Source organism: Streptomyces sp. NPDC049837, from assembly GCF_040674455.1.
Taxonomy (GTDB): domain Bacteria; phylum Actinomycetota; class Actinomycetes; order Streptomycetales; family Streptomycetaceae; genus Streptomyces.
In genome coordinates this window covers 1-25,244 of record NZ_JBFAMP010000013.1, presented here as the reverse complement: position 1 = coordinate 25,244, position 25,244 = coordinate 1, and the positions used below count along the sequence as shown (strand labels likewise).

22 protein-coding genes and 2 tRNA genes are annotated in these 25,244 nt (G+C 69.9%); 14 read left to right on the top strand and 10 right to left on the bottom strand.

Going from position 1 to position 25,244, the window contains the following annotated elements; genetic code table 11:
• Positions 1–98: 98 nt before the first annotated feature.
• Positions 99–740, top strand: a complete 642-nt coding sequence (locus tag AB0J57_RS29070) for a DsbA family protein (RefSeq protein WP_366131303.1) — start codon at positions 99–101, stop codon at positions 738–740.
• Between the two features lie 117 nt (positions 741–857).
• On the opposite strand, the gene AB0J57_RS29065 is transcribed toward AB0J57_RS29070, so the two are convergent.
• The 4 genes from AB0J57_RS29065 to AB0J57_RS29050 form a co-directional block, all read right to left on the bottom strand.
• Positions 858–1,502: a superoxide dismutase gene (locus AB0J57_RS29065; RefSeq protein WP_361415110.1), complete on the bottom strand. Its 645-nt coding sequence runs from the start codon at positions 1,500–1,502 to the stop codon at positions 858–860.
• A 92-nt stretch (positions 1,503–1,594) separates the two neighbouring features.
• Positions 1,595–2,674 carry a glycerophosphodiester phosphodiesterase family protein gene (locus AB0J57_RS29060; protein WP_366131301.1) on the bottom strand — a complete coding sequence of 360 codons (1,080 nt, stop codon included), beginning with the start codon at positions 2,672–2,674 and terminating at the stop codon, positions 1,595–1,597.
• Between the two features lie 146 nt (positions 2,675–2,820).
• Positions 2,821–4,245 (bottom strand): amino acid permease, encoded by a 1,425-nt coding sequence (locus AB0J57_RS29055; protein WP_366131300.1) that lies wholly within the window; start codon positions 4,243–4,245, stop codon positions 2,821–2,823.
• Between the two features lie 162 nt (positions 4,246–4,407).
• A complete protein-coding gene (locus AB0J57_RS29050) occupies positions 4,408–5,808 on the bottom strand; it encodes an amino acid permease (protein ID WP_366131299.1) in 1,401 nt (466 codons plus the stop codon).
• A gap of 253 nt (positions 5,809–6,061) precedes the next feature.
• Here AB0J57_RS29050 and AB0J57_RS29045 point away from each other — a divergent pair, with 253 nt between their 5' ends.
• Positions 6,062–6,652: a biotin transporter BioY gene (locus AB0J57_RS29045; protein ID WP_366131298.1), complete on the top strand. Its 591-nt coding sequence runs from the start codon at positions 6,062–6,064 to the stop codon at positions 6,650–6,652.
• Here the strand turns inward: AB0J57_RS29045 and AB0J57_RS29040 are convergent.
• Both AB0J57_RS29040 and AB0J57_RS29035 read right to left on the bottom strand, forming a co-directional pair.
• On the bottom strand, positions 6,627–7,973 hold the full coding sequence (locus tag AB0J57_RS29040; protein WP_366131297.1) for an FAD-binding oxidoreductase: 1,347 nt from the start codon (positions 7,971–7,973) through the stop codon (positions 6,627–6,629). The genes AB0J57_RS29045 and AB0J57_RS29040 overlap by 26 nt on opposite strands.
• Positions 7,974–8,054: 81 nt before the next feature.
• Entirely contained in the window at positions 8,055–9,488 is a 1,434-nt protein-coding gene (locus tag AB0J57_RS29035) for an amino acid permease (RefSeq protein WP_366131296.1), read from the bottom strand.
• Positions 9,489–9,649: 161 nt separating this feature from the next.
• On the opposite strand from AB0J57_RS29035, the gene AB0J57_RS29030 reads away from it, so the two are divergent.
• Together AB0J57_RS29030 and AB0J57_RS29025 are read left to right on the top strand one after the other, a co-directional pair.
• Positions 9,650–10,138, top strand: a complete 489-nt coding sequence (locus AB0J57_RS29030) for a ribose-5-phosphate isomerase (protein ID WP_366131295.1) — start codon at positions 9,650–9,652, stop codon at positions 10,136–10,138.
• Between the two features lie 340 nt (positions 10,139–10,478).
• The gene (locus AB0J57_RS29025) at positions 10,479–11,288 is read left to right on the top strand and encodes a DNA-formamidopyrimidine glycosylase family protein (RefSeq protein WP_366131293.1); all 810 of its coding nucleotides are present in this window, start codon (positions 10,479–10,481) and stop codon (positions 11,286–11,288) included.
• On the opposite strand, the gene AB0J57_RS29020 is transcribed toward AB0J57_RS29025, so the two are convergent.
• Positions 11,276–12,505, bottom strand: coding sequence for a GNAT family N-acetyltransferase (locus tag AB0J57_RS29020; RefSeq protein WP_366131292.1), 1,230 nt, complete (start codon positions 12,503–12,505; stop codon positions 11,276–11,278). The genes AB0J57_RS29025 and AB0J57_RS29020 overlap by 13 nt on opposite strands.
• 106 nt (positions 12,506–12,611) lie before the next feature.
• On the opposite strand from AB0J57_RS29020, the gene AB0J57_RS29015 reads away from it, so the two are divergent.
• Both AB0J57_RS29015 and AB0J57_RS29010 read left to right on the top strand, forming a co-directional pair.
• On the top strand, positions 12,612–13,757 hold the full coding sequence (locus AB0J57_RS29015; RefSeq protein ID WP_366131291.1) for a PP2C family protein-serine/threonine phosphatase: 1,146 nt from the start codon (positions 12,612–12,614) through the stop codon (positions 13,755–13,757).
• Positions 13,758–13,766: 9 nt separating this feature from the next.
• Positions 13,767–14,216 carry an HD domain-containing protein gene (locus AB0J57_RS29010; protein ID WP_366131290.1) on the top strand — a complete coding sequence of 150 codons (450 nt, stop codon included), beginning with the start codon at positions 13,767–13,769 and terminating at the stop codon, positions 14,214–14,216.
• On the opposite strand, the gene AB0J57_RS29005 is transcribed toward AB0J57_RS29010, so the two are convergent.
• Positions 14,203–15,315, bottom strand: coding sequence for an acyltransferase family protein (locus AB0J57_RS29005; RefSeq protein ID WP_366131289.1), 1,113 nt, complete (start codon positions 15,313–15,315; stop codon positions 14,203–14,205). The genes AB0J57_RS29010 and AB0J57_RS29005 overlap by 14 nt on opposite strands.
• A 410-nt stretch (positions 15,316–15,725) precedes the next feature.
• Between AB0J57_RS29005 and AB0J57_RS29000 the strand changes: the two genes are divergently transcribed.
• Complete coding sequence (locus AB0J57_RS29000) at positions 15,726–15,920, top strand: hypothetical protein (protein ID WP_073751199.1); 195 nt, start codon at positions 15,726–15,728, stop codon at positions 15,918–15,920.
• A gap of 71 nt (positions 15,921–15,991) precedes the next feature.
• Positions 15,992–16,357, top strand: a complete 366-nt coding sequence (locus tag AB0J57_RS28995; protein WP_366131288.1) for a hypothetical protein — start codon at positions 15,992–15,994, stop codon at positions 16,355–16,357.
• Between the two features lie 51 nt (positions 16,358–16,408).
• Here the strand turns inward: AB0J57_RS28995 and AB0J57_RS28990 are convergent.
• Positions 16,409–16,482, bottom strand: a tRNA-Gly gene (locus AB0J57_RS28990).
• Between the two features lie 133 nt (positions 16,483–16,615).
• Between AB0J57_RS28990 and AB0J57_RS28985 the strand changes: the two genes are divergently transcribed.
• The 5 genes from AB0J57_RS28985 to clpX all read left to right on the top strand — a co-directional run bounded on the left by AB0J57_RS28985 (position 16,616) and on the right by clpX (position 21,284).
• Positions 16,616–16,692: transfer RNA gene (locus AB0J57_RS28985), tRNA-Pro, on the top strand.
• 175 nt (positions 16,693–16,867) lie between these two features.
• Positions 16,868–18,253 (top strand): trigger factor, encoded by a 1,386-nt coding sequence (gene tig, locus AB0J57_RS28980; protein WP_366131287.1) that lies wholly within the window; start codon positions 16,868–16,870, stop codon positions 18,251–18,253.
• 271 nt (positions 18,254–18,524) lie between these two features.
• Complete coding sequence (locus AB0J57_RS28975) at positions 18,525–19,142, top strand: ATP-dependent Clp protease proteolytic subunit (protein WP_126886886.1); 618 nt, start codon at positions 18,525–18,527, stop codon at positions 19,140–19,142.
• A gap of 47 nt (positions 19,143–19,189) precedes the next feature.
• A complete protein-coding gene (locus tag AB0J57_RS28970; protein ID WP_031070475.1) occupies positions 19,190–19,864 on the top strand; it encodes an ATP-dependent Clp protease proteolytic subunit in 675 nt (224 codons plus the stop codon).
• A 136-nt stretch (positions 19,865–20,000) separates the two neighbouring features.
• Positions 20,001–21,284 carry an ATP-dependent Clp protease ATP-binding subunit ClpX gene (clpX, locus tag AB0J57_RS28965; RefSeq protein WP_031070473.1) on the top strand — a complete coding sequence of 428 codons (1,284 nt, stop codon included), beginning with the start codon at positions 20,001–20,003 and terminating at the stop codon, positions 21,282–21,284.
• A gap of 66 nt (positions 21,285–21,350) precedes the next feature.
• Here the strand turns inward: clpX and AB0J57_RS28960 are convergent, their stop codons facing one another.
• Entirely contained in the window at positions 21,351–22,295 is a 945-nt protein-coding gene (locus tag AB0J57_RS28960; RefSeq protein WP_366131286.1) for a hypothetical protein, read from the bottom strand.
• 137 nt (positions 22,296–22,432) lie between these two features.
• Here AB0J57_RS28960 and AB0J57_RS28955 point away from each other — a divergent pair, with 137 nt between their 5' ends.
• Complete coding sequence (locus AB0J57_RS28955) at positions 22,433–25,099, top strand: valine--tRNA ligase (RefSeq protein WP_366131285.1); 2,667 nt, start codon at positions 22,433–22,435, stop codon at positions 25,097–25,099.
• Positions 25,100–25,244 lie beyond the last annotated feature (145 nt).

Here is a 25,244-nt window from a genome sequence, read left to right as displayed (position 1 = left end):
ACGCGGTATGCGGGAATGCCCTTGCGAACCCCGGCGTTGTGACGGGGACGATCCCGGCGCGACCACGAGTGCAGACCGTGCAGACCACGAGGAGAGACATGTCCGAGAGCAGGACCACCGCCGACTTCTGGTTCGACCCCCTGTGTCCCTGGGCGTGGATGACCTCCCGCTGGATGCTGGAGGTGGAGAAGGTCCGCCCGGTCGACGTGCGCTGGCACGTGATGAGCCTCGCCGTCCTCAACGAGGACAAGCTGGACGAGGTCCCGCCGGAGTACCGCGAAATGCTGGAGACCCAGGCGTGGGGCCCGGTCCGGGTCGTCGTCGCCGCCCAGCAGCTCCACGGCGACGAGGTCGTCGGCAAGCTCTACACCGCGCTCGGCACCCGCTTCCACAACAAGGGCGAGGGCCCGACCCACACGGCGATCCGCGAGGCGCTGGAGGACGTCGGACTGCCGGTGTCGCTCGCCGAGTACGCCGGCAAGGACACGTACGACGCCGAGCTGCGCGCCTCCCACCACGAGGGCATCAGCAAGGTGGGCCAGGAGGTCGGCACCCCGGTCATAGCGGTGCCCGGCCCGGACGGCGAGCAGATCGCCTTCTTCGGCCCGGTCGTCACCCCCGCCCCCAAGGGCGAGGAGGCGGCCCGGCTGTGGGACGGCACGCTGATGGTGGCGTCCATCCCCGGCTTCTACGAGATCAAGCGGACCCGGACCCAGGGCCCCGATTTCAGCAACCTGTAACACCGCCTGGCGCACAGAACGACCCCTGCGAGTCACGTCCTCGCAGGGGTCGTTCCTTCATCCGCCTGCCCGGTGAAGGTTGAGAAGACGATCACGAGCAGGACGTTCCGTGGGGCGTCAGGGCGCGATCAGCGGGGTGCGCTCCTTGGCCTGGGCGTAACGCTTCGCCACGTCCTGCCAGTTGACGACCTCCCACATCGCCTCGATGAAGTCGACCTTCTGGTTCTTGTACTGGAGGTAGAAGGCGTGCTCCCAGGCGTCGAAGACCAGGATCGGCACCGAGCCCTGACCGACGTTGCCCTGGTGGTCGTAGACCTGCTCGACGATGAGGCGGCCGCTGACCGGCTCGTACGCGAGGACGCCCCAGCCCGAGCCCTGGGTGGTCGCGGCGGCCTTGGAGAGCTGCGTCTTGAACTTGGCGAAGGAGCCGAAGGACGCGGCGATCGCGTCGGCGAGCTCGCCCACGCCGTCCGCCGCCAGCGGCTCGCCACCGCCGCCGTTCTTCTTGCCGGTCATGTTGTGCCAGTAGATGGAGTGCAGGATGTGGCCGGAGAGGTGGAAGGCGAGGTTCTTCTCCAGGCCGTTGATCGAGCCCCACTGCTCCTTGTCGCGGGCCTCTTCGAGCTGCTCCAGGGTGTCGTTCGCGCCCTTGACGTAGGCGGCGTGGTGCTTGTCGTGGTGCAGCTCGATGATCTGCGGGTTGATGACCGGCTCGAGCTCCGCGTAGTCGTACGGAAGTTCAGGAAGTGTGTAGATCGCCATGTCCGAGCCCTCCGACTGCTGCTGCTGCGTGTTGCTGCTTATTGCAACCCTTGTGCAAGTGCAGGCTAACAGCAGGAAGGCCCGGAAGTTGATCAGCCCTTCGCCCTAGGCCGCTGGTCCCCCCGCGAGTCCCTCCGCGAGTCCCGGGCGATCACCGCCAGGTCGGGGAAGTCGGTGACCACGGCGTCCACGCCGAGGGCGAAGTGGCGGGAGTACTCGGCGAAGGCGTCCCCGAAGGCGTTCGGGTCGGCGCCGCGCCGCAGGTCCGCGGGCAGGTACTGGTTCTCGGCGCGGAAGGTGTACGCGCCGACCTTCAGCCCGGCCGCGTGCGCGTCCGCGAGGAGCGTCGAGGGCGGCACCAGGGACGACTTGTCGGGGCCGATCCACTGGGCGTACGCGGCGATCTCCCGCAGCCCGGCCGGGGTCATCATGTCCTCGTACGTCACCGGGTGCCCGTACGGGCCGCCGCGGGTGCCGAGGGCCTGCCAGAGCGGGACGCGCAGCCGCTCCTCGCGCGCGAGCCGCAGCAGGCCGGCCGGCTCGAAGGACTGGATCACGCACTCGCGCGGCCCCAGCCGGTTGCGGCGCACGGCGTCGGCGAGGACCGGCTCCAGGGGCAGGCCGAGGGAGCGGAAGTACGCCGGGTGCTTGGTCTCCGGGAAGACCGTGACGGTCCGGCCGTGGCGCCGGGACAGCCGGCGCGCCAGGTCGACGACCTCCTGGAAGGTCATCACCCGCTGGTGCCCGTCGAAGACGGTGTTCCTGTTCCGTACGAGCGGCAGGCGCTCGACCGCCCGCAGCGTCCGCAGCTCCGCGAGCGTGAAGTCCTCGGTGAACCAGCCGGTGACGGCCCGCCCGTCGACGGTCTTCGTGGTGCGCCGGCCGGCGAACTCGGGGCGTCCGGCGACGTCCGTGGTGCCCGAGATCTCGTTCTCGTGGCGCACCACCAGGTGGTGGTCCCGGGTGGCGACCAGGTCCGGCTCGATCCAGTCGGCGCCGGTCTCGACGGCGAGCGTGTAGGAGGCGGCCGTGTGTTCGGGGCGCCAGCCGGCCGCGCCCCGGTGGCCGATCACGAGCGGTCCGGGAGCGCCCGTGGCGGCGTGGGCGGATGTGGGGGACACGGAAGCGGCGGCGGTCGCGCCCGCCGCGAGGAGTACCGAGCGACGTCTCATGGGCCCGGACGGTAGGCGCACGGCAGGGGCGCGCCCAGGCCACTTCACGCCCTGTGCGGGCGGTTTTCACCTGCCGTACGACAGGGACCACGCGAAAGGAGGAGCCCCGGCGCGTGACGCGCCGGGGCTCCTCCCCGCAAGGTGGATCAGGCGGACTTGCCCGCCACCAGCTTCTGCCGGGCGAACCCGACGACGGCCAGGAACAGCGTCAGACCGCCCGTGTAGTAGAGCTGGAGCCGGGTGTCCGGCTCGCGGGCCATCAGGACGAACACCGCCGCCATGCCGGCGAGCGCCACCCAGGTCAGGTACGGGTACAGCCACATCCGCACGACCAGCTTCTCGGGTGCCTCGCGCTCCATCCGGCGGCGCAGCATGAGCTGCGAGACGGCGATGAAGAACCACACCACCAGGATGATCGCGCCGATCATGTTGAGCAGCCAGGCGAACAGGTCGTCGGGCCGCCAGTAGCTGAGCAGCACGCACACGAAGCCGAACACGGACGACGTCAGCACGGCGATGCGCGGCACCCCGCCGGTGATCCGCCCGAGCAGTTGCGGGCCCTGCCCGCGCGCCACCAGGGAGCACGCCATGCGGGAGGCGCCGTAGATGTTGGCGTTCATCGCCGACAGCAGCGCGACCAGCACGACCACGTTCATGATCTGGCCGGCGGCCGGAATGCCCAGGAAGTCCAGCGTGGCGACGTAGGGGCCCTTCTTGGCGACCGACTCGTGCGTCCAGGGCAGCAGGGTGACGACGACGGCCATCGAGCCGACGTAGAAGATCGCGATCCGCCACATCGCCGTACGCACGGCCTTGGCGACGCCCTGGACCGGGTGCTCGGACTCGGCGGCGGCGATGGTGACCGTCTCCAGACCGCCGTACGCGAAGACGGAGGCGAGCAGACCGACGATCAGACCCTCCGTGCCGTTGGGCATGAAGCCGCCGTGGCCGGTGAGGTTGGCGGCGCCGGGGGAGTCGGTGCCGGGCAGCACGCCCGCGATGGCCAGCACGCCGATGCCCAGGAAGAGGACGATCGCGCCGACCTTGAGGGCGGCGAACCAGAACTCGAACTCACCGAAGTTCTTCACGGCCGCCAGGTTCGTGACGCAGAACAGCGTCATGAACAGGGCCACCCACACCCACTCCGCGGTGCCGGGGAACCAGCCCACCATGATCTGCGCGGCGCCCATGCCCTCCAGGCCGACCGCCACGCACAGCAGGAACCAGAAGGACCAGCCCGCCGTGAAGCCCGCCCACGGGCCGATGGCCCGCTCGGCGTGCACCGAGAACGAGCCGGAGGCCGGGTTGGCCGCCGACATCTCGCCCAGCATGCGCATCACGAGCATGACGAGGGCGCCGGATATCGCGTAGGCGAGAATGATCGACGGACCGGCGGCCGCGATGGCCTGGCCGGAGCCGACGAACAGACCGGCGCCGATGACGCCGCCGAGGGCGATCATCGACAGATGGCGTTGCTTGAGGCCGTGGGAGAGCGGCGCGTCGCCCGGTGGTGAGTCGACCGGCGCCGGGGTGACCGGCGTCGCGTCGGTGGGCGCGGAGGTCCGAGACATGGGCGTGCCCTGTTCAGTAGCTGAGACGGGGTGCGGGGTGCGTGTGCGGCCCACGGATCTGGGCGCGGCCCACAGTCTGAGTGGGGGCACCGCTCACAGGGAACAACCGCCCGCTATACGGACACCGTGCTCACACATTGTGAAGGATCGCGCACAGAACCTTCACTCGGGTCGCGTGCGTGACTCCCGCACCCACGCCACCCCCAGTACCGCCCCGGTCGCCGCCGCCGACCACAGCACCTGCGGCCGCGATCCGTCGTCCAGCAGCATCAGCACCAGCACCGCGGCCATCGCCGCCAGCGCGGCCCACGTCAGCCACGGGAAGCCCCACATCCGGAGCGTCAGCTTCTCCGGCGCCTCGCGCTCGATACGCCGCCGCAGCCGCAACTGCGACACCGCGATCAGGCCCCACACGAACAGCAGCACGGCCCCGACCGCGTTCAGCATGTACAGGAACACCGAATCCGGCCACTTCAGATTGAGCAGTACGGAGACGAAGCCGAACGCCACCGACGCCAGCACCGCCCGGCGCGGCACCCCGCCGCCCGACACCGCGAGCAGCCCCTTCGGCGCCTCGCCGCGCTCCGCGAGCGAGAAGACCATCCGGGACGACCCGTACAGGTTGGCGTTGAGCGCCGACAGCAGCGCCACGAACACGACGATGTTCATGATCTGCCCGGCGGCCGGCACCCCGAGTGCGTCCAGCACCGCGACGTACGGGCTCTGCCCCGGCTCCATCGCCGTCCACGGCAGCAGCGTCACGATGACCAGCATCGAACCGACGTAGAAGAAGAGGATGCGCCACACCGCGCTGCGCACCGCGCGGGCCACATTGCGGGCCGGGTCCTCCGACTCGGCGGCGGCGATCGTCACGACCTCCAGCCCGCCGAACGCGAACACCACCGCCAGTACCCCGGAGACGACCCCGTCCCACCCGTTGGGCAGGAAGCCGCCCTGCCCGGTCAGGTTCGCGAGCCCCACCGGTTCCCCGGAAAAATCAGACGCAGCCGGCAGCCATCCGACGATGGCCAGCACCCCGAGGACCAGGAACAGCACGATCGCGCCGACCTTCAGCCCGGCGAACCAGAACTCGAACTCACCGAAGTTCTTCACCGCCGCCAGGTTGGCGACCGTGAACACCACCATGAAGACCAGCACCCAGGCCCACTGCGGCACCCCCGGCATCCAACTGTTCGCGATCCGCGCCGCGCCCGTCGCCTCCACCGCCAGCACGACCACCAGCAGGAACCAGTACAGCCAGCCGACCGAGAACCCCGCCCACCGGCCCAGCGCCCGCTCCGCGTGCACCGAGAAGGCGCCCGACGCGGGCATCGCCGCCGACATCTCGCCCAGCATCCGCATGATCAGCATCGCGAGCGCACCCGCGATCAGATACGACAGGACGATCCCCGGCCCGGCGACCGCGATCCCGGCGCCCGAGCCGACGAACAGCCCGGCGCCGATCACCCCGCCCAGGCCGAGCATCGTCAGGTGCCGCTGCTTCAGCCCGTGCGACAGGGGCTCGGGCGCCGGGGCGAGCGGCGTGGGCGGGGCGTCGTGCATGGCGCTCGTACTCTCAGGTATTTGGAAGGACCCCACAGTCTCTCCGGTCACCTGTGGCTGACGCAAAAGGGACCCTCCGCCCGGCCTCCCAAGTGACGAGCATCACGCCAACCGGGGTGTAGCTCCCGTCCTTTGTCCGGATCCCACCAATGCCCCGTCAACCGCTTTGTGGTCGGCGGACGGTGATCGGTCGTTCACTCGTGGGCTACGGTCAGCCTGTCCCGAACCGCCCCCGCACCCCGCCGGAGTCCCGATGAGCACTGCCGCCGCCCCCGCCCGTACCGGAGTGGTCCTGGCCGACCTCCTGCCGTCCAGCCGCGTCCGCGACATCGCGCTCGTCGCCGGCGGCGCCGTGCTCACCGGCATCGCCGCCCAGATCGCCGTCCCGGTCCCCGGCTCGCCGGTCCCGGTCTCCGGCCAGACCTTCGCGGCCCTGCTCGTCGGCACCGCCCTCGGCGCCCGGCGCGGCTTCCTCTCCCTCGCGCTGTACGCGGTGGCGGGCGTGGCCGGAATGCCGTGGTTCGCCCAGGCGTCGTCCGGGTACGCCATGCCGTCCTTCGGCTACATCCTCGGCATGCTGCTCGCCGCCACCGTCGTCGGCGCCCTCGCGCGGCGCGGCGCCGACCGCTCGGTGCTGCGCATGGCGGGCACCATGGCGCTCGGCTCCCTGATCATCTACGCGGTCGGCGTGCCGTACCTGGCCCTCGCGACCGGCATGTCGCTGCCGCAGGCGGTGGCTGCGGGCCTGGTGCCGTTCCTGATCGGCGACGCGCTCAAGGCGGCGCTGGCCATGGGCGCGCTGCCCACGGCGTGGAAGGTCATCGGCCGGAAGGGCCGGGACTGACGTAGTCCCCGCTGCTGACGTAGTTCCTGCTGAAGAGGTTCGCCGGGTCGTACTGTGCCTTGACCCCGGCGAGCCTCTTCGCCGTTTCCGGGCCGTACAGCCCCGGCCGCTCGCCGCCGCCGAAGTGGAAGTTGAGCGAGCTGCCCAGCGTCACCGGCGCCAGTGCCGCGAACACCTCCTCGTACAGCGCCCGCACGGACGGCAGGTCCGTACCGTCCAGCCCCGACAGCACCTGCACCAGGAAGCGCGCGTCCCGGTGCGGCACCGCGTTCGGGTGCTCCTCGGCCAGCGCCCCGCCCAGGTGCCGGATCTGCGTCACCGTCCACACCGGGGACTCGGGCCCCGTCAGCGCCAGCAGCCGCCGGGCGTCGGCGGGGGACAGCTCTTGCACCATCACGTTGTCGCCGTAGTACGCGTGCGGCTGCTCCGGGTCGCTGTGGATCGTCGCCGACTCGGTGTACGGCATCTCCCGCAGCGTGTCCCGCACCGACGGCCCGATGGCCCGCAGCGGCGCCACCAGCCGCTCGCCCTCCGCCGCGCTCCCGGTGTACGCGACGCGGACCGACGCGGTGTAGCGGCCGCGCAGATGTTCCGGTACGAACGGTGCGTCGGGGAAGACCATGACGCTCACGGACGACGTCAGCGTGTCCGGCACGGTCCGCGTCCACTCCAGGTATGTCCGCACCGCCTCGTCGACCAGCCCGTCCGCCGGCCCGTCCGCGAACGTGACCGACCCCCCGTACAGCCGGGCCACCGGCACCAGGTCCACCTCCATGGCGGTGACGGCGCCCAGGGCGTGCCCGCCGCCGAGCAGCGCCCCGTACAGCTCGGGATCCGTCTCCGCGGTGACCCGCCGCAGCTTCCCGTCGGCCGTCACGACCTCCACCGCGCGCACATGGTCGGCGGCGTACCCGAACTCCCGCGCCAGCAGGCCCAGTCCGCCGCCCAGCGTGTACGAGACGGCTCCCACGCCCGGTGCGGACCCGTTCAGCGGCGCCAGCCCGTACGGCGCGGCCGCCTCGACGACCTGCCCCCAGCGGACGCCCGCCTCGATGCGGGCGGTACGCGCCTCCGGATCGATCCGTACGCCGTCCATGCGGCGCGTGGAGATGAGGACGCCGCCCTCCGCACCGCCGGGCAGCCCGTGCCCGGTGGCCTGGACGCCGACCGGCAGGCCGCGCCCGGCGGCGTACGCGACGGCCCGGCGTACGTCGTCGGCGGTGGTCGCGGCGACGACCAGCTCGGGACGGTGGGCGAAGCCGGTCTGGAACCCGGCGAGTTCGGCGTCGTACCCGGGGTCTCCGGCGCGGTACGTGGTCATGGGAAAGGCTCTCCGTTCACTCGGTGGTGTGCGGAGAGCCTTTCGCCGAAACCTGACAGAACCAGTCAGGTATTCAAACCGTCAGGTGTTGATCTGCCTCTTGCGGGCCTGGTCGAGCACGACACCGATGGTCACGACGACGACCGCGACGGCGACCGAGGACAGCACGACCTCGCGGTTGTCCTTGTCGTAGACCATGTAGGCCAGCACGAAAGTGATCATCGCGGCGGTCGCCCACGTCAGGTACGGGAAGAGCCACATCTTCACCGTCACCTTCTCGGGCACCTCGCGCAGCAGGATGCCGCGCATCCGGAGCTGGGTGAAGCAGATCACCAGCCAGACGAACAGGGCGACGGCGCCGGAGGAGCTCAGCAGGAAGTCGAAGACCGTGTCCTTGAACGCGTAGTTGAAGTAGACGGCGATGAACCCGAACGCGACCGAGGCCAGGATGGCCGCCGTCGGCACGCCCTTGGCGTTGGCCTTGGCGAAGGCCTTCGGCGCGTCACCGCGCTCGCCCAGCGAGAACGCCATGCGGGAGGCGGTGTAGAGGCCGGAGTTCAGGCAGGACAGCACGGCCGTCAGGACGATCACGTTCATGATCTGGCCGGCGTGCGGGATGCCGATGGAGTTCAGAGCGGCGACGTACGAGCCGTCCTTGACGATCGACTTGTCGTTCCACGGCAGAAGGGTGAGGACGACGAAGATCGAGCCCAGGTAGAAGACGGCGATGCGCCAGATCACGCTGTTGGTGGCCTTGGTGACCGCGCGGCGCGGGTCCTCCGACTCACCGGCGGCGAGCGTGACGATCTCGCTGCCCATGAAGGAGAAGACGACCATCAGTACGCCGGTGAGGATCGCGCCGGCGCCGTTCGGGAAGAAGCCGCCCGCGTCCGTGAGGTGGGCGAGGCCCGCACCCGGGTTGTCGGAGCCGGGCAGGAAGCCGAACACGGCCAGCAGACCGATGACCACGAAGGCGCCGATGGCGACGACCTTGATGCCCGCGAACCAGAACTCGAACTCGCCGTACGAGGCGACGGAGGCGAGGTTCGTCGCGGTCAGGACCACCATCACGATCAGGGCCCAGGCCCACTGCGGCACGGCCGGTATCCAGCCCTCCAGGATCACCGCGCCCGCGGTCGCCTCGACCGCCAGCACCACCACCCAGAAGAACCAGTACAGCCAGCCGATCGAGAAGCCCGCCCAGCGGCCGAGCGCACGGTCGGCGTACGCCGAGAAAGAGCCGGAGTTCGGGCTCGCGGCGGCCATCTCGCCGAGCATCCGCATCACGAACACGACCATCGCGCCGACGAGCATGTACGAGATGAGGATGGCGGGACCGGCCTTGGCGATGCCGCCGGAGGACCCGACGAACAGGCCGGCGCCGATCACTCCACCGATGGCGATCATGGAAAGGTGGCGGTTCTTGAGCCCCGCCTTGAGACCGTCGGAAGACTGCGGAGTACCGGGTTCTCCGGTGGTTCCGCCTTCCTTATGCAGGGTCGGCTGCGTGGTCATGGACGAATCCTTACGTCTGGGGTGCACTCGGGTCACGAGCCCGTGCATTGAAACCCGGCGAGGGGAGAGCCCGGAACCCTCCGATTCCGGATCGTGATACGGCGGCCGTGCGGAGGGCCCCGGGCGGCGCGGGTGACGTGGGGCGTGCCACACTCGTGCCCATGCGCGTGTACCTCGGTTCCGACCATGCCGGCTTCGAACTCAAGAACCACCTCGTCGAGTGGCTCAAGGCCCACGGCCACGAGCCCGTCGACTGCGGCCCCCACATCTACGACGCCCAGGACGACTACCCGCCGTTCTGCCTGCGCGCCGCGGAGAAGACCGCCGCGGACCCGGACAGCCTGGGCATCGTCATCGGCGGCTCGGGCAACGGCGAGCAGATCGCCGCGAACAAGGTGAAGGGCGTGCGGGCGGCGCTGGCCTGGAGTGAGCAGACTGCCGCGCTCGGCCGCGAGCACAACAACGCGAACGTGGTGGCGATCGGCGGGCGGATGCACTCCCTGGAGGAGTCGACGAAGTTCGTGGAGACCTTCCTCAACACCCCGTACTCGGGTGAGGAGCGTCACACGCGCCGCATCGAGATGCTCTCGGCCTACGAGACCACCGGCGAACTCCCCCCGATCCCCCCGCACCACCCCCAGCAGGACTAACCCGCAGGGCCCGCCCCTCGCCCGCCGTTGCCCCCGTTGTGGGCGGTTGCGGGTCGTCTGGCTTCCGCTGTGGGCAGTCGTTCCGCTGGGGCGGAACGGGTGGGCACAACGGGACAGGGGCGGTGCCCTTTCCCGGTGCCCCCGGGTGCGGGTCCGTGGGCTGGGCGGCCACCCCCGGTGGGTGGGGGCGGGGCCCCTCCGGGCTCACCTCCTCGAGGCCGGCGGCCTTGGGCGCCGGTAAAGGGAGCCCACCCTTCGCCGCCAACCTCTGCGGGGGCGACCCTGCACGGCCCCGCCCGCGCCGTCGCCGTCTGCGATCACCGTAGGAGATAGCGAAACCATGCCCGAAGGGCATACGATCCACCGCCTCGCCGAGGACCACCTCACCCGCTTCGCCGGGTGGGACGTCCGCGTCACCAGCCCCCAGGGCAAGTTCTCCGACAGCGCCGCCCTCCTCGACGGCCGCGTCCTCGACGGTGTCGACGCCCACGGCAAGCACCTGTTCCTCGGGTTCGAGGACACCGGCTGGGTCCACATCCACCTCGGGCTCTTCGGCAAGCTCGGCTTCGGTACGACCCCCGCGCCGCCGCCCACCGAGACCGTACGGCTGCGGCTGGTCAACCACGCGCACTACGCGGATCTGCGCGGGCCCACCACGTGCGCCCTGATCACCGAGCCGGAGAAGGCGGCGATACACGAGCGGCTGGGGCCGGACCCGCTGCGGAACGGCGACGACCCCGACAAGGCGTGGCGGCGGATCTCCAGGAGCCGCACCACCATCGCCGCCCTGCTGATGGACCAGAAGGTCATCGCGGGCGTCGGCAACGTCTACCGCGCCGAGGTCCTCTTCCGGCACGGCATCGACCCCTACCGGGCGGGCAAGGACCTCACCCGGGCCGAGTGGGATGCCATCTGGGACGACCTCGTGATGCTGATGCGCGAGGGCGTGCGGAACAACCGCATCGACACCGTACGGCCCGAGCACACCCCCGAGGCCATGGGCCGCCCGCCGCGCGTGGACGACCACGGCGGCGAGGTGTACGTCTACCGCCGGGCCAATCTGCCCTGCCACATCTGTGGCGGCGAGATCCGCACCGCCGGTCTCGCCGCCCGCAACCTCTTCTGGTGCCCCACCTGTCAGAAGCCGTGAGGCAGCCAGGGCGCGACCGGCGAGCCGAAGGCGAGGGAGGCCTCGGCCAGGGCGCCCTGCCGCAGCTCCCGCACCAGGCCGGCGCCGGCCAGGGACGTCAGGGACGCGCCGCCCAGGTACGCCGCGCCCAGCTCCCGTACCGACAAGGAGAGGTCCGGCGCCTCGTCCGTGCGTGAGCACGTCGCGCCCTTGGGGTCGCCCGACAGCCGCCACCGCCCGGTGTTCCACGGGCAGAACGCGTCCTCCACGTCGAGGACCACGTCCACCGGCGCCTGGTACGTCCGCGCCTCCAGCGCCACCGGCAGGTTCACCAAGCGCAGGTGGAGCCCGTCCACCACGCGCGGGTTGCAGCGCCGGACGTCGGAGACCAGGTGCTGCCACGGGTCGTCCACCGGACGGTTGTTCACCTGGACCGTCGACATCAGGTCGATCCCGCACAGGAACCGCCACACCGCCGCGTACGCCGCCGCGTCCAGCGCGCCCATGTGCCGCAGCCGCACCGTCCCCTTCGGCCCCGCCGCCTCCCAGTCCGGCTTGGTGCTGTACAGCGCGAAGCCGACGACTTCGCCGTTCCGCTCGGCCAGCACGCACTGGAGCGGCGACGCCCCGTCCCGGGTTCCCGGCGGGTCGAGCAGCGGGAGCCGCTCCCAGCCGGGGCGGCGGGCGAGCATCCCCGGCCGCTCGGGGACGAGCCGCGCGTACACGGCCTCGCACGCGGCGCTCGCCTCCGAGGGCGCGACGAGCCGCAGCGCTACGTCATCCGTCCCCGGCGGAACGGACAGACGCACCCGATTCGTATCGATCTCCGCGCGCAACTGCCGGGTGGCGATGCCGTATCCGAACCGCCCGTAAATGACCGGTTCCGACGCCGTCAGCACGGCCAGTGGCTCACCCCAGGCGAATACGTCGTCGAGCTGGCGCCGCATCATCGACGTGAGGATCCCGCGCCGCCGGTGCGTCGGCGCGACGCTCACCATCGTCACGCCCGCCGCGGGCACCAGTCCGCCCCCCGGCACCGACAGCCGGAACGTGAACGCCCCGGCCGTACCGACGCACACGTCCCCGTCCCAGACGCCGATCGAGCGGTCGTGCTCGGTGAGCGCCTCCCACAGCTCCCGCTCCTGCCGGGCCTCCAACACGCCGCCGAAGGCCAGCTCCAACTGCCCGTACCAGTGGTCCCATTCGGCCGGCCGGAGCACGCGTAAGTCTGTCGTCATATGCCATGGGTACCAGGGCCATGCCACCGCGGCGACCCAATTTCGAACGCAATGCCACAGGGGTCCCCCTGCACGGGGCCCCACCGGGTGGATAGGGTCCAGGCCAATGGCCCGTAGCGCACGAGTGGACGCGTACCTGGCCCGGATGCGGAAGTCCGCGCGCCGGGTCAAAGTCGCGCTGCGCAAATCCGGCGTCGACTACTTCCGCGGCGACGGCTCCGACTGGATCGCCCTGGCGGGCCTGCTGCTCACCATCCCGGCGATCACGCTCCTGACCATCGCCACCCCCGTGTGGGCGGCGCCCGCCGCGCTCGTCCTGCCGATCGTCGCCGGCGGCCTGCTGCTGCGCCCGGCGAGCCTGCTGGGCCTGTACGCGGCGGCCGCGGGCGCCCTGATCGTCGAGTCCGCAGTGCTCGGCCCCTACACCGAGGGCGCGGCCCGGGTCACGCCCGGCACGGTCCTCGTGGTGGCCGCCTGCGGGCTGTTCGGGCTGCTGATCGCCCAGTTCCGGGCCCGGGTCGGCGTGCCGTGGCGGCGCGGCGGGACGATGCTGTTCGACCTGCGCGAACGCATCCGGGTCCAGAGCGCCCTGCCGAGGCTGCCGAAGGGCTGGCACCACGAGATGGCGCTGCGCCCGGCGGGCGGCCAGTCCTTCTCGGGCGACTTCGTGGTCGCGGCCCGCACGAACGGCGGCCGCACCCTGGAGGTCGTCCTGACCGACGTGTCCGGCAAGGGCATGGACGCGGGCTCCCGCGCCCTGCTGCTGTCCGGTGCGTTCGGCGGGCTGCTCGGTTCGCTGCCGCCGCACGGCTTCCTGCCGGCGGCCAACGGCTACCTGCTGCGGCAGGACTGGGACGAGGGCTTCGCGACCTCGATCCACCTGGTGCTGGACCTGGAGTCCGGCGACTACGAGCTGCTGTCGGCGGGCCACCTCCCGGCGCTCCAGCTCCACGCGGGCAGCGGCCGGTGGGAGGAGAAGGCGGGCGAGGGCCCGCTGCTGGGCGTGTACGACGGGGCCGAATTCCACCCGGTCAAGGGCTCGCTGCGGCCCGGGGACGTCCTGATGCTGTTCACCGACGGCCTGGTGGAGGCGGCGGACCGGGACATCGCCGAGGGCATCGACCGTCTGACGGGCGAGGCCGACCGCTATGTGGCGTCCGGCTTCCAGGGCTCGGCGTGGCACCTCATCGAGGCGTGCGCGAAGGACGTCAACGACGACCGGGCGCTGTTGCTGATCACTCGGGACGCGTAAGGGGCATCGGTGAGGTATCTGACGCTGGACGAGGTCGAGGCGCTCGCCCGGAAGGCCCATGCCGGCCAGACCGACAAGGCGGGCCGCCCGTACGCCGAGCACCTCCAGGCGGTGGCGGACGGGGTACGCGCCCGGGGCGGCAGCGACGAGCAGATCGCCGCGGCCTGGCTGCACGACGCCGTGGAGGACGACAAGCTCTCCGAGGAGTGGCTCCGGGGCGCCGGGCTCCCGCAGGCCGTGAAGGACATGGTGCTGGCGCTCAGCAAGCGGCCGGGCGAGGACCTCGCGGCGTACACCGCCCGCGTCCTGGCCGTGCCGGGCGCCCGCCTGGTCAAGGAGGCCGACCTCGCGCACAACGCCGACCCGGACCGCCTCGCCGTCCTGGACGAGGCGACCCGGGCCCGGCTGACCGCCAAGTACGCGAGGACGCGGGCCCTGCTGGGCCTCAGCGGCGGCTGAGTTCCGCCGAGTCCTTCCGGAACGCCCACTCCATCTTCGGCTCGGTCACCCACCGCAGCGCCCGCCGCACCGGCGGGGTGCACATCGCGGTCACCGCGACGGCGGCCACCAGCGTGACGACGACCCGCCCGAGGGGCGTGTCCAGCTCGTACGCCGGGACGAGAGCCCAGTACTCCATGGCCTTCACCAGGAACCCGTGCAGCAGGTAGCCGCAGATGGTCCCCGCCCCGAGGATGGTGAACCAGGTCCGCCGGCGCGGCACCCAGGCGAGGAAGGCCGCGGTGAGCACCAGGGCGCAGCCGAACAGCGCGAAGGTCATGACCGGCCCCGCCCACCAGGGCGCGTCCAGCTCCTCGGCGCTGGTGGAGCGGTAGAACCAGCTCATCCGGATGTCGGGTGCGATCCAGTACGTGAAGACCAGGGCGCCCAGGGCGACGGGCACGGCCAGCAGCCGGGCCGAGCGGCGGCGCACCAGCTCGAAGTGCTCGGGCTTCAACGACAGGCCCAGGACGAAGAACGGCAGGAACTGGAGGATCCGCTGGAGGTCCAGGTCCTGGCCGATGCCGGGGGTGAGCGAGCCGAGCGCGGCGATGACCAGGGCGACGGGCAGCGGGTGGCGGATGGTGCGCCACAGGGGTGTGGTCAGGCGCCAGACGAACAGCGCGATGAGGAACCAGGTGAGGTAGATCGGGTCGGTCAGGCTGATGGCCTGGTCCGGGGTGCCGCCCGCCCAGCGCCGGTAGAGCGAATAGGCCACCTCGAAGACGAGGTACGGCACGACGAGCCCGCTGACCAGGCGCTTGAGCTGGTGGGGCCGCCCGGTGAAGCTCCGCGAGAAGTAGCCGGAGATCAGGATGAACGCCGGCATGTGGAACGTGTACACGAACATGTAGAGCGCCCTGGTCGCCCGGCTGCCGTCCATGACGGGCTCCCACGCGTGCGCCATGGCCACGAGCACGATCGCCAGGTACTTGGCGTTGTCGAAGAACGCGTCCCGGCCCGGTCTGTCCGCCGCCGGTGCGGGGGCGCTCGCGGTGGTCTCGGGCTCCCGCACCGGCGGGAGCAGGGCCTGCTGATTTCCATGCGCAGCCTGGAACATTTGAGGCACCCTAACCACGCCTCCGCCAATTCGTAAAACCCGCTGGAAGGCCCGGACATTCGTATCTGACACCACCCGCAACCGCACCCTATGCCCCAATTAATCCCCCTTAAATGGGGCATATCTCACGTCTTCTGCCACGGAGAATTACTCGTCGGGCACGCTGCGAATTTCTTGTGACCAATATGTGTGCGGCCCGAAACGAATCACATTGAATTCGAAGTCTGTTTTTCGGTCCGCCGCCCGCCCGGCGCACGGCCACCGCGCACCGCGCGGCGACGACCGCGTGAACGATGTGTCAGCGGGCCTCAATCGTGGGGATGTTGGTGGCACGATGGAGCGGACGGGGGGCGCCGGGCCGCGCACCCCCGGGCCGGCAAGGCGGACCGACCGAGGGTGTGTGATCAGTTGTGGCCATTTCACTGTCCGTGGTGCTGCTGTTGGCGATCATCCTCGTGGTGTTGATCCGCGGCGGCTCCCTCAAGGCGGGCCCCGCGATAGTCGCCGTACTCTTCGGCTTCTTCCTCGCCTCGTCCGGAATGGCGCCGTCCATACAGCGCTTCCTCGATTCGATCGCGGCCACGATCAACCAGATCAGTTTCTGAGCCATTTCCGGAGTCGCGGCAGGTCGTGGCCGGTTCCAGACTGGAGGAGGGGCGCCAGTCGAGGAGGAGTCATGACGGGAATGACGCGCGAGGAGACGCCCGTCGTCGTCGAGGGCGACGGTGTGGAGATGCGGATGCGGGAGATCGGTGGTGACATGACCGCCGCCTTCCTCACCTTCCCCCGGGGAACGGACATGCGTGCCGTGCTGAAGGGCATGCCGGACGACCTGTGCCAGTGCCCCCACTGGGGGTTCCTGTTCAAGGGCCGGCTGAGGATGCACACCAGGACCGGGTCGGAGGACTACGAGGCGGGGCAGACCTTCTACTGGGCCCCCGGCCACGCCCCCGAGGCCCTGGAGGACTGCGAGTTCCTGGACATCTCACCCACGGACAAGTTCAACGAGGTCATGGACCACGTCAGGGCGACCATGGGCTGAAAACGCGACACGGCCCGGGGAGAGGGACCTCTCGCCCGGACCGTGGCCGGATGGAGCGGGCGACGGGAATCGAACCCGCGTAGCTAGTTTGGAAGACTAGGGCTCTACCATTGAGCTACGCCCGCAAGCAACGCACCGCGGGTCACAGGACCGCGGCACGAACGCAACGTCATGTTAGCGGGTCGGGCCCGGTCGTCGCACACCCCTTAAACGTGCCGACGCACCGCCGTGGGGCATGTACCCTACGTGTCGCACCGACGGGGTGTGGCGCAGCTTGGTAGCGCGTCCGCTTTGGGAGCGGAAGGCCGTGGGTTCAAATCCCGCCACCCCGACCACACCAGGAGCGCCGGATCCCGTGCGCAACCAAGATCACATTGTGGGCCTCATCCCGCTTGCGGTTACTATGCAAGCTGCGTGCCCGTGTGTCTCTCTGACCGGGCCGAATCCGCCGGAACCGCCGACCAGCGGCACCGGCAGAATCCAAGAATCAGCCACCAAGGAGACCGAACCGTGAAGAGCGCCGTGGAGACCCTGAACCCGACCCGGGTTCGGCTCACTGTCGAGGTGCCCTTCGAGGAGCTCAAGGACAGCCTCGACGCGGCGTACAAGAAGATCAACCAGCAGGTCACGGTCAAGGGCTTCCGGAAGGGCAAGATCCCGGCTCGTGTCATCGACCAGCGGTTCGGCCGTGGTGCGGTGCTGGAGGAGGCCGTCAACGACGCCCTCCCGAAGTTCTACACCGAGGCCGTCAACGAGGCCGAGGTCAACCCGCTGGGCCAGCCCGAGGTCGACATCACCGAGCTGAAGGACGGCGAGCTGCTGGCCTTCACCGCCGAGGTCGACATCCGCCCGACCATCGAGATCCCGGACTACTCCGGCATCGAGGTCACCGTCGACGCCGTCGAGGTCACCGACGAGGACGTCGAGAAGTCCGTGCAGCAGCTCCGCGACCGCTTCGCCTCCACCAACCCGGTCGAGCGCGCCGCCGCCGAGGGCGACGTCGTGACGATCGACCTGGAGGCCAAGGTCGACGGCGAGGTCCTGCCGGACGGGGTCGCGAGCGGCGTGCAGTACACGATCGGCTCCGGTGAGCTCCTCGACGGCATCGACGAGGCCGTGACCGGCCTGGAGGCCGGTGGCGAGGCCACCTTCACCTCCGAGCTGAAGGGCGGCTCCGCCGAGGGCAAGGAGGCCGAGGTCACCGTCAAGGTCACCCAGGTCGCCGCCCGTGAGCTCCCCGAGCTCGACGACGACTTCGCCCAGATGGCGTCCGAGTTCGACACCCTCGAGGAGCTGAAGGCCGACAGCCGCAAGCGCCTCGAGAACATGAAGCAGTACGACCAGGCCACCCAGGCCCAGGAGCGCGTCCTGGACGAGCTGCTGAAGCTGGCCGAGGTGCCGATCCCCGAGAAGCTCCTCGAGGACGAGGTCAACACCCGCAAGCACAACCTGGAGCACCACCAGCTCGGCCAGATGGGGCTGACCCTGGAGAAGTACCTGGAGCTCCAGGGCAAGACGGTCGAGGAGTTCGACGCCGAGACCCGCGAGCAGGCGATCAAGGGCATCAAGACCCAGTTCATCCTGGACGAGCTGGTCAACAAGGAGAAGCTCAACGTCAACCAGGAGGAGCTCACCGAGCACCTCATGCGGCGCGCGGCCTCCTCCGGCATGAGCCCCGACCAGTTCGCCAAGGCCGTCGTCGAGGGCGGCCAGGTGCCGATGCTCGTCGGCGAGGTCGCCCGCGGCAAGGCCCTCGCGGTCGTCGTCGAGGCCGCCAAGGTCGTCGACACCAACGGTGAGCCGGTCGAGCTCGACGACGAGGACGAGACCGCCGAGACGGTCGAGGCCTCCGCCGAGGAGTCCGAGGACAAGGCCGAGGACAAGACCGAGGCCTGAAGCACGGCCCCGGCATGAACGGTCCGACGGGCCCGATCCGCACCCGCGTGCGGTCGGGCCCGTCGCCGTACGGGCCCGACCGGCCCCCGCCGGCCCACATCGCCCCTCCCCGGCCCAACTACCTTGCGCTCCCAGCGAACAGTTCGGGAACCGGGATGGCGTTGTCCGACCTGCGCGTTAGGGTCCATGAATACGAGGGCAGGGGAGTACCCGCCCCCAGTACGTAAGACGCTGAGACGGCCGCAGCCGTCAGAGACGAGCAGGTGGATACGTGACGAATCTGATGCCTTACGCCGCGGGTGAGCCGTCCATCGGTGGTGGCCTCGGCGACCATGTCTACAACCGGCTGCTCGGCGAGCGGATCATCTTCCTCGGCCAGCAGGTCGACGACGAGATCGCGAACAAGATCACCTCGCAGATGCTGCTCCTTGCCGCCGACCCGGACAAGGACATCTACCTGTACATCAACAGCCCGGGTGGCTCGGTCACGGCCGGCATGGCGATCTACGACACCATGCAGTACATCCCGAACGACGTCGTCACCATCGGTATGGGCATGGCGGCCTCCATGGGCCAGTTCCTGCTCACCGGCGGCACCGCCGGCAAGCGTTTCGCGCTGCCGAACACCGACATCCTGATGCACCAGGGCTCCGCCGGCATCGGTGGTACCGCCTCGGACATCAAGATCCAGGCCGAGTACCTCCTCCGCACCAAGAAGCGCATGGCTGAGATCACCGCGCGCCACTCCGGCCAGACCGTGGAGACGATCATCCGCGACGGTGACCGCGACCGCTGGTTCACCGCCGAGGAGGCCAAGGAGTACGGCCTGATCGACGACATCATGTCTGCCGCCGCGGGCGTTCCGGGCGGTGGCGGCACCGGCGCCTGAGCGCCCCTGCCCGCCCCTCGCCTCCCAGCCCGCCGAACGCCACCAGGATGGTGAACACCCACATGAGCAACTTCTCCGCGAGCGGCCTCTACACCGGCCCGCAGGTGGACAACAGGTACGTCGTCCCGCGCTTCGTCGAGCGCACCTCCCAGGGCGTGCGCGAGTACGACCCGTACGCGAAGCTCTTCGAGGAGCGCGTGATCTTCCTCGGCGTGCAGATCGACGACGCCTCCGCCAACGACGTCATGGCGCAGCTCCTGTGCCTGGAGTCGATGGACCCGGACCGCGACATCTCCATCTACATCAACAGCCCCGGTGGCTCCTTCACCGCGCTGACCGCCATCTACGACACGATGCAGTTCGTGAAGCCGGACATCCAGACGGTCTGCATGGGCCAGGCGGCCTCCGCCGCGGCCGTGCTGCTGGCCGCCGGCACCCCCGGCAAGCGGATGGCCCTGCCCAACGCCCGCGTGCTGATCCACCAGCCGTCCGGCGGTACGGGCCGCGAGCAGCTCTCCGACCTGGAGATCGCGGCCAACGAGATCCTGCGTATGCGGACGCAGCTCGAGGAGATGCTGGCCAAGCACTCCACCCAGCCGATCGAGAAGATCCGCGACGACATCGAGCGCGACAAGATCCTCACGGCCGAGGACGCCCTGGCGTACGGCCTGGTGGACCAGATCGTCTCCACCCGCAAGAGCACCGCAGCGGCGGCAGCCTGACGGACCGACCTTCCCTTGGCACGGTGTGAACCGTGCCAAGGGGGGCCCGAACGAGGGGCCCGGCAAGGTACCGTCGGATATGAGGCACCAGGAGCCGGCTGAACCAAGCCGCTCCCAGGCGAAGGGGAAGCACCTCGTGGCACGCATCGGTGATGGCGGCGACCTGCTCAAGTGCTCGTTCTGCGGAAAGAGCCAGAAGCAGGTGAAGAAGCTCATCGCAGGCCCCGGTGTGTACATCTGCGACGAGTGCATCGACCTCTGCAACGAGATCATCGAGGAGGAGCTCGCCGAGACCTCCGAGGTGCGGTGGGAGGAACTGCCCAAGCCGCGCGAGATCTATGAGTTCCTGGAGGGGTACGTCGTCGGGCAGGAGCCCGCGAAGAAGGCCCTCTCCGTCGCGGTGTACAACCACTACAAGCGCGTCCAGGCCGGCGAGAACGGCGGCGCGCAGGGCCGGGACGACGCGATCGAACTCGCCAAGTCCAACATCCTGTTGCTGGGCCCCACCGGCTCCGGCAAGACGCTCCTGGCCCAGACCCTGGCCCGTATGCTCAACGTCCCGTTCGCCATCGCCGACGCGACGGCGCTCACGGAGGCGGGCTATGTGGGCGAGGACGTCGAGAACATCCTGCTGAAGCTCATCCAGGCCGCCGACTACGACGTCAAGAAGGCCGAGACGGGCATCATCTACATCGACGAGATCGACAAGGTCGCCCGTAAGAGCGAAAACCCGTCGATCACCCGGGATGTGTCGGGCGAGGGCGTCCAGCAGGCCCTGCTCAAAATCCTGGAGGGCACGACGGCTTCGGTCCCGCCGCAGGGCGGCCGCAAGCACCCGCACCAGGAGTTCATCCAGATCGACACGACGAACGTGCTGTTCATCGTGGGCGGTGCCTTCGCCGGCCTGGAGAAGATCATCGAGTCGCGGGCGGGCGCCAAGGGCATCGGCTTCGGCGCGACGATCCGCTCCAAGCGCGAGATCGAGGCGAGCGACCAGTTCCAGGAGGTCATGCCGGAGGACCTGGTGAAGTTCGGGATGATCCCCGAGTTCATCGGCCGCCTCCCGGTCATCACCTCCGTTCACAACCTGGACCGCGAGGCGCTGCTGAAGATCCTCGTCGAGCCCCGCAACGCGCTGGTGAAGCAGTACCAGCGCCTCTTCGAACTCGACGGCGTGGAACTGGACTTCGACCGCCCCGCCCTGGAAGCCATCGCCGACCAGGCCATCCTCCGCGGCACGGGCGCGCGCGGCCTGCGCGCCATCATGGAAGAGGTCCTGATGTCCGTGATGTACGAGGTCCCGTCCCGCAAGGACGTGGCCCGCGTGGTCATCACCGAGGACGTCGTCCACAACAACGTCAACCCCACGCTGGTTCCCCGCGTCGTCAAGGACCCGGGCCGCCACGAGAAGTCCGCGTAGCGGCCACACACATGACGAGGGCGCCCGCCCGGTTCCAGGAACCGGCCGGGCGCCCTCGTGTGTGGGTCAGGCCTTGGTGCGGGCCGTCTTGTAGAGCTCGGCCGCGAGCTTCGCGACCTCGTCCTTCGACGGGGCCGCGCCGGTGCCGCCCAGCGCCTGCTGCATGCTGATCAGGGAGACCGTGCCCATGGTGCTGTAGTCCGCCCACATGCAGACGGGCAGCTCGAACGGCTTCGGCGTGGCGCCGCCCGAGTCCCCCTTGAAGCTCATCTTGGCCTGACGGCACTTCATCAGGGCGCCCTCGAATCCGGCGGGCTTGACCTCCTCCGCCGGACCGGTGAACTGGACGGAGACTTCCTCGTCGTCGGCGCTGTCCTTCTCCATCATGGTGAAGTACCCGTCGAGCGCCTTCTCCGGATCGGAGATCTCACCCCAGGCGCCGCCGAAGCTGAGCATCTTCGCCGCCAGCGGCTGGCTCTCGTCGCCGGACTTGTACTGGGCGCTGACGTCCTGCGGGTTCTTGATCCCGAGGGCCTCGGCTTCCTTCTTCTCCTTGTCGGTCATCGAGCTCGAACTGTCCGACGACTCGTCCTTCTTGTACTCGCCGACGGACGCCGGCGCCGTCAGCTTGTAGCCCTTGGTGTCGTCGCCCACGGCACCGTTGCCGCCCGCGCCGCCGCCGAACACGAAGTAGGCGCCCACGCCGACCGCCGCGACCACCGCGACCGCGCCGATGATGAGGCCCGTCTTCTTCTTCGGGGCCGGCGGCGGGGGCGGCGGGTAGGCGCCGGGGCCGGCGCCGTAGGGCTGCTGCTGGGGCTGGCCGTAGGGGCCGGGCTGCTGGGGCTGGCCGTAGCCCTGCTGCGGCACGCCCTGCGGGGGCGGGGCCTGCTGGGGGTAGCCGTAGCCGGGCTGGGGCGCCTGCGGCTGCTGACCGTAAGGGCCCGGCTGACCGTACGGTCCGGGCTGCTGGGGCTGTCCGCCGTACGGGCCCGGCTGGTTGTAACTCATTAAGGGGATCCCCCTCCGAATGCTTATGCGTTCCTCACATCCTGGCCGAAACCCTGTTGTGGCGGGACGGCGGGGGTCACACCGTTACGGAACATTCCCGTTTCAGTACGGGCCTGTGACACCTCTAAACTGGGCCCGTGACCGAGAACACTCAGCAGCAGCCAGCATCCGTCCCCGAACTGCCGACCCAGTACGCGCCGGCCGAGGTAGAGGGGAAGCTGTACGAGCGCTGGGTAGAGCGCGGTTACTTCACGGCCGACGCGAAGAGCGACAAGCCTCCGTACACCATCGTCATCCCGCCGCCCAACGTCACCGGCAGCCTCCACCTGGGCCACGCCTTCCAGCACACGCTCATGGACGCCCTCACCCGCCGCAAGCGGATGCAGGGGTACGAGGCGCTGTGGCTGCCCGGCATGGACCACGCCGGTATCGCCACCCAGAACAAGGTCGAGCAGCAGCTCGCCGAAGAGGGCAAGTCCCGCCACGACCTGGGCCGCGAGGAGTTCGTCGAGCGCGTCTGGCAGTGGAAGGAGGAGTACGGCGGCAAGATCCTCGGCCAGATGCGCCGCCTCGGTGACGGCGTCGACTGGTCGCGTGAGCGGTTCACCATGGACGAGGGCCTGTCCAAGGCCGTCCAGACCATCTTCAAGCGGCTCTACGACGACGAGCTGATCTACCGCGCCGAGCGCATCATCAACTGGTGCCCGCGCTGCCTGACCGCCATCTCGGACATCGAGGTGGAGTACCAGGAGGACGACGGCGAGCTCGTCTCCATCCGGTACGGCGAGGGCGACGAGACGGTCGTCGTCGCCACGACCCGCGCCGAGACGATGCTCGGTGACACCGCGGTCGCCGTCCACCCGGACGACGAGCGGTACAAGCACCTCGTCGGCAAGCGCATCAAGCTGCCGCTGACGGACCGCACCATCCCCGTCGTCGCCGACACGCACGTCGACCCCGAGTTCGGCACCGGCGCCGTCAAGGTGACCCCCGCCCACGACCCGAACGACTTCGCGATCGGCCAGCGCCACGGCCTGGAGTCCATGACCATCATGGACGAGCGCGGTGTCATCACCGTCCACGGACCCTTCCAGGGCCTGGACCGGTACGAGGCGCGCAGCGCCGTCGTCGGCGCGCTGCGCTCGCAGGGCCGGATCGTCGCCGAGAAGCGCCCGTACGTCCACTCCGTCGGCCACTGCTCGCGCTGCAAGACCACCATCGAGCCGCGCCTGTCGATGCAGTGGTGGGTCAAGGTCGAGCCGCTGGCGAAGGCCGCCGGTGACGCCGTCCGCGACGGCCGGGTCAAGATCCACCCGGAGGACATGTCGAAGCGGTACTTCGACTGGGTCGACAACATGCACGACTGGTGCATCTCGCGCCAGCTCTGGTGGGGCCACCGCATCCCCGTCTGGTACGGGCCGAACGGCGAGGTCGTCTGCCTCGGACCGGACGACGAGGCCCCCACCGGCGAGGGCTGGACGCAGGACACCGACGTCCTGGACACCTGGTTCTCGTCCGGCCTGTGGCCGTTCTCCACGCTCGGCTGGCCGGAGCGGACGCCGGACCTGGAGAAGTTCTACTCCACCGACGTCCTCCTCACCGGCCACGACATCATCTTCTTCTGGGTCGCCCGGATGATGATGTTCGGCCTGTACGCGATGGACGGCGAGGTCCCGTTCAAGACCATCGCGCTCACCGGCCTGGTCCGTGACGAGCGCGGCAAGAAGATGTCGAAGTCCTTCGGCAACGTCGTCGACCCGCTGGACTGGATGGACGCGTACGGCTCCGACGCCGTCCGCTTCACCCTGGCCCGTGGCGCCAACCCCGGCACCGACGTCCCGATCGGCGAGGACTGGGTCCAGGCGTCCCGCAACTTCGCCAACAAGATCTGGAACGCCACCCGGTTCGCGCTGATGAACGGCGCCACGGTGGAGGGCCCGCTGCCCGACCCGTCCGAGATGTCCGCCACCGACCGGTGGATCCTGTCGCGGCTCAACGCCACCGTCGCCGAAGTCGACGCGTACTACGACGACTTCGAGTTCGCCAAGCTGTCGGACACGCTCTACCACTTCGCGTGGGACGAGGTCTTCGACTGGTACGTCGAGCTGTCGAAGACCACGTTCTTCGGCGGCGGCGAGCCCGCCAAGGTCTCGGCCCGCGTCCTGGGCGAGGTCCTGGACGTGACGCTGCGGCTGCTGCACCCGGTGGTCCCGTTCGTCACCGAGACGCTGTGGACCTCGCTCACCGGTGGCGAGTCCCTGGTCGTCGCCGACTGGCCGAAGGACAGCGGCTTCCGCGACCAGGGCGCCGAGCGCGAGATCGAGCTGGTCCAGCGCGTCGTCACCGAGGTCCGGCGCTTCCGCTCCGACCAGGGCCTCCAGCCCGGCCAGAAGGTCCCGGCCCGCCTGGACCTGGACGGCACGGCGCTGGCGCCGCACGAGGCCGCCATCCGCCAGTTGCTGCGCCTCCAGCCGGAGGGCGAGGGCTTCACCGCCAGCGCGACGCTGCCCGTTGTGGGTGTCACGGCTACGGCGTACGACGCCACGGTAGTGACCGGCCCCGCACCCACGGTCGCGCTCGACCTGTCGGGCACCATCGACGTGGCGGCCGAGCGCAAGCGCCTCGCGAAGGACCTGGCCGCCGCCGAGAAGGAGCGCCAGCAGGCGCAGGCCAAGCTCGGCAACGAGGCGTTCCTCGCCAAGGCACCCGACCAGGTCGTCGAGAAGATCCGCACGCGCCTGGCCAAGGCGGACGAGGACATCGCCCGCATCGAGAACCAGCTCGCGAACCTTCCGCAGGCGTGAGTCCGTACGGCGGGGGTGGGGGGGGGGGGCCCCCCCCCCCCCCCCCCCCCCTGGTTTGTTGTGGGGCGGAGTTTGGGGGGGTGTGTTTGGAGACCCCCCCCCCCCCCGCCCACCACATAGAGGTGATCGTGGGTGACGGGATCCC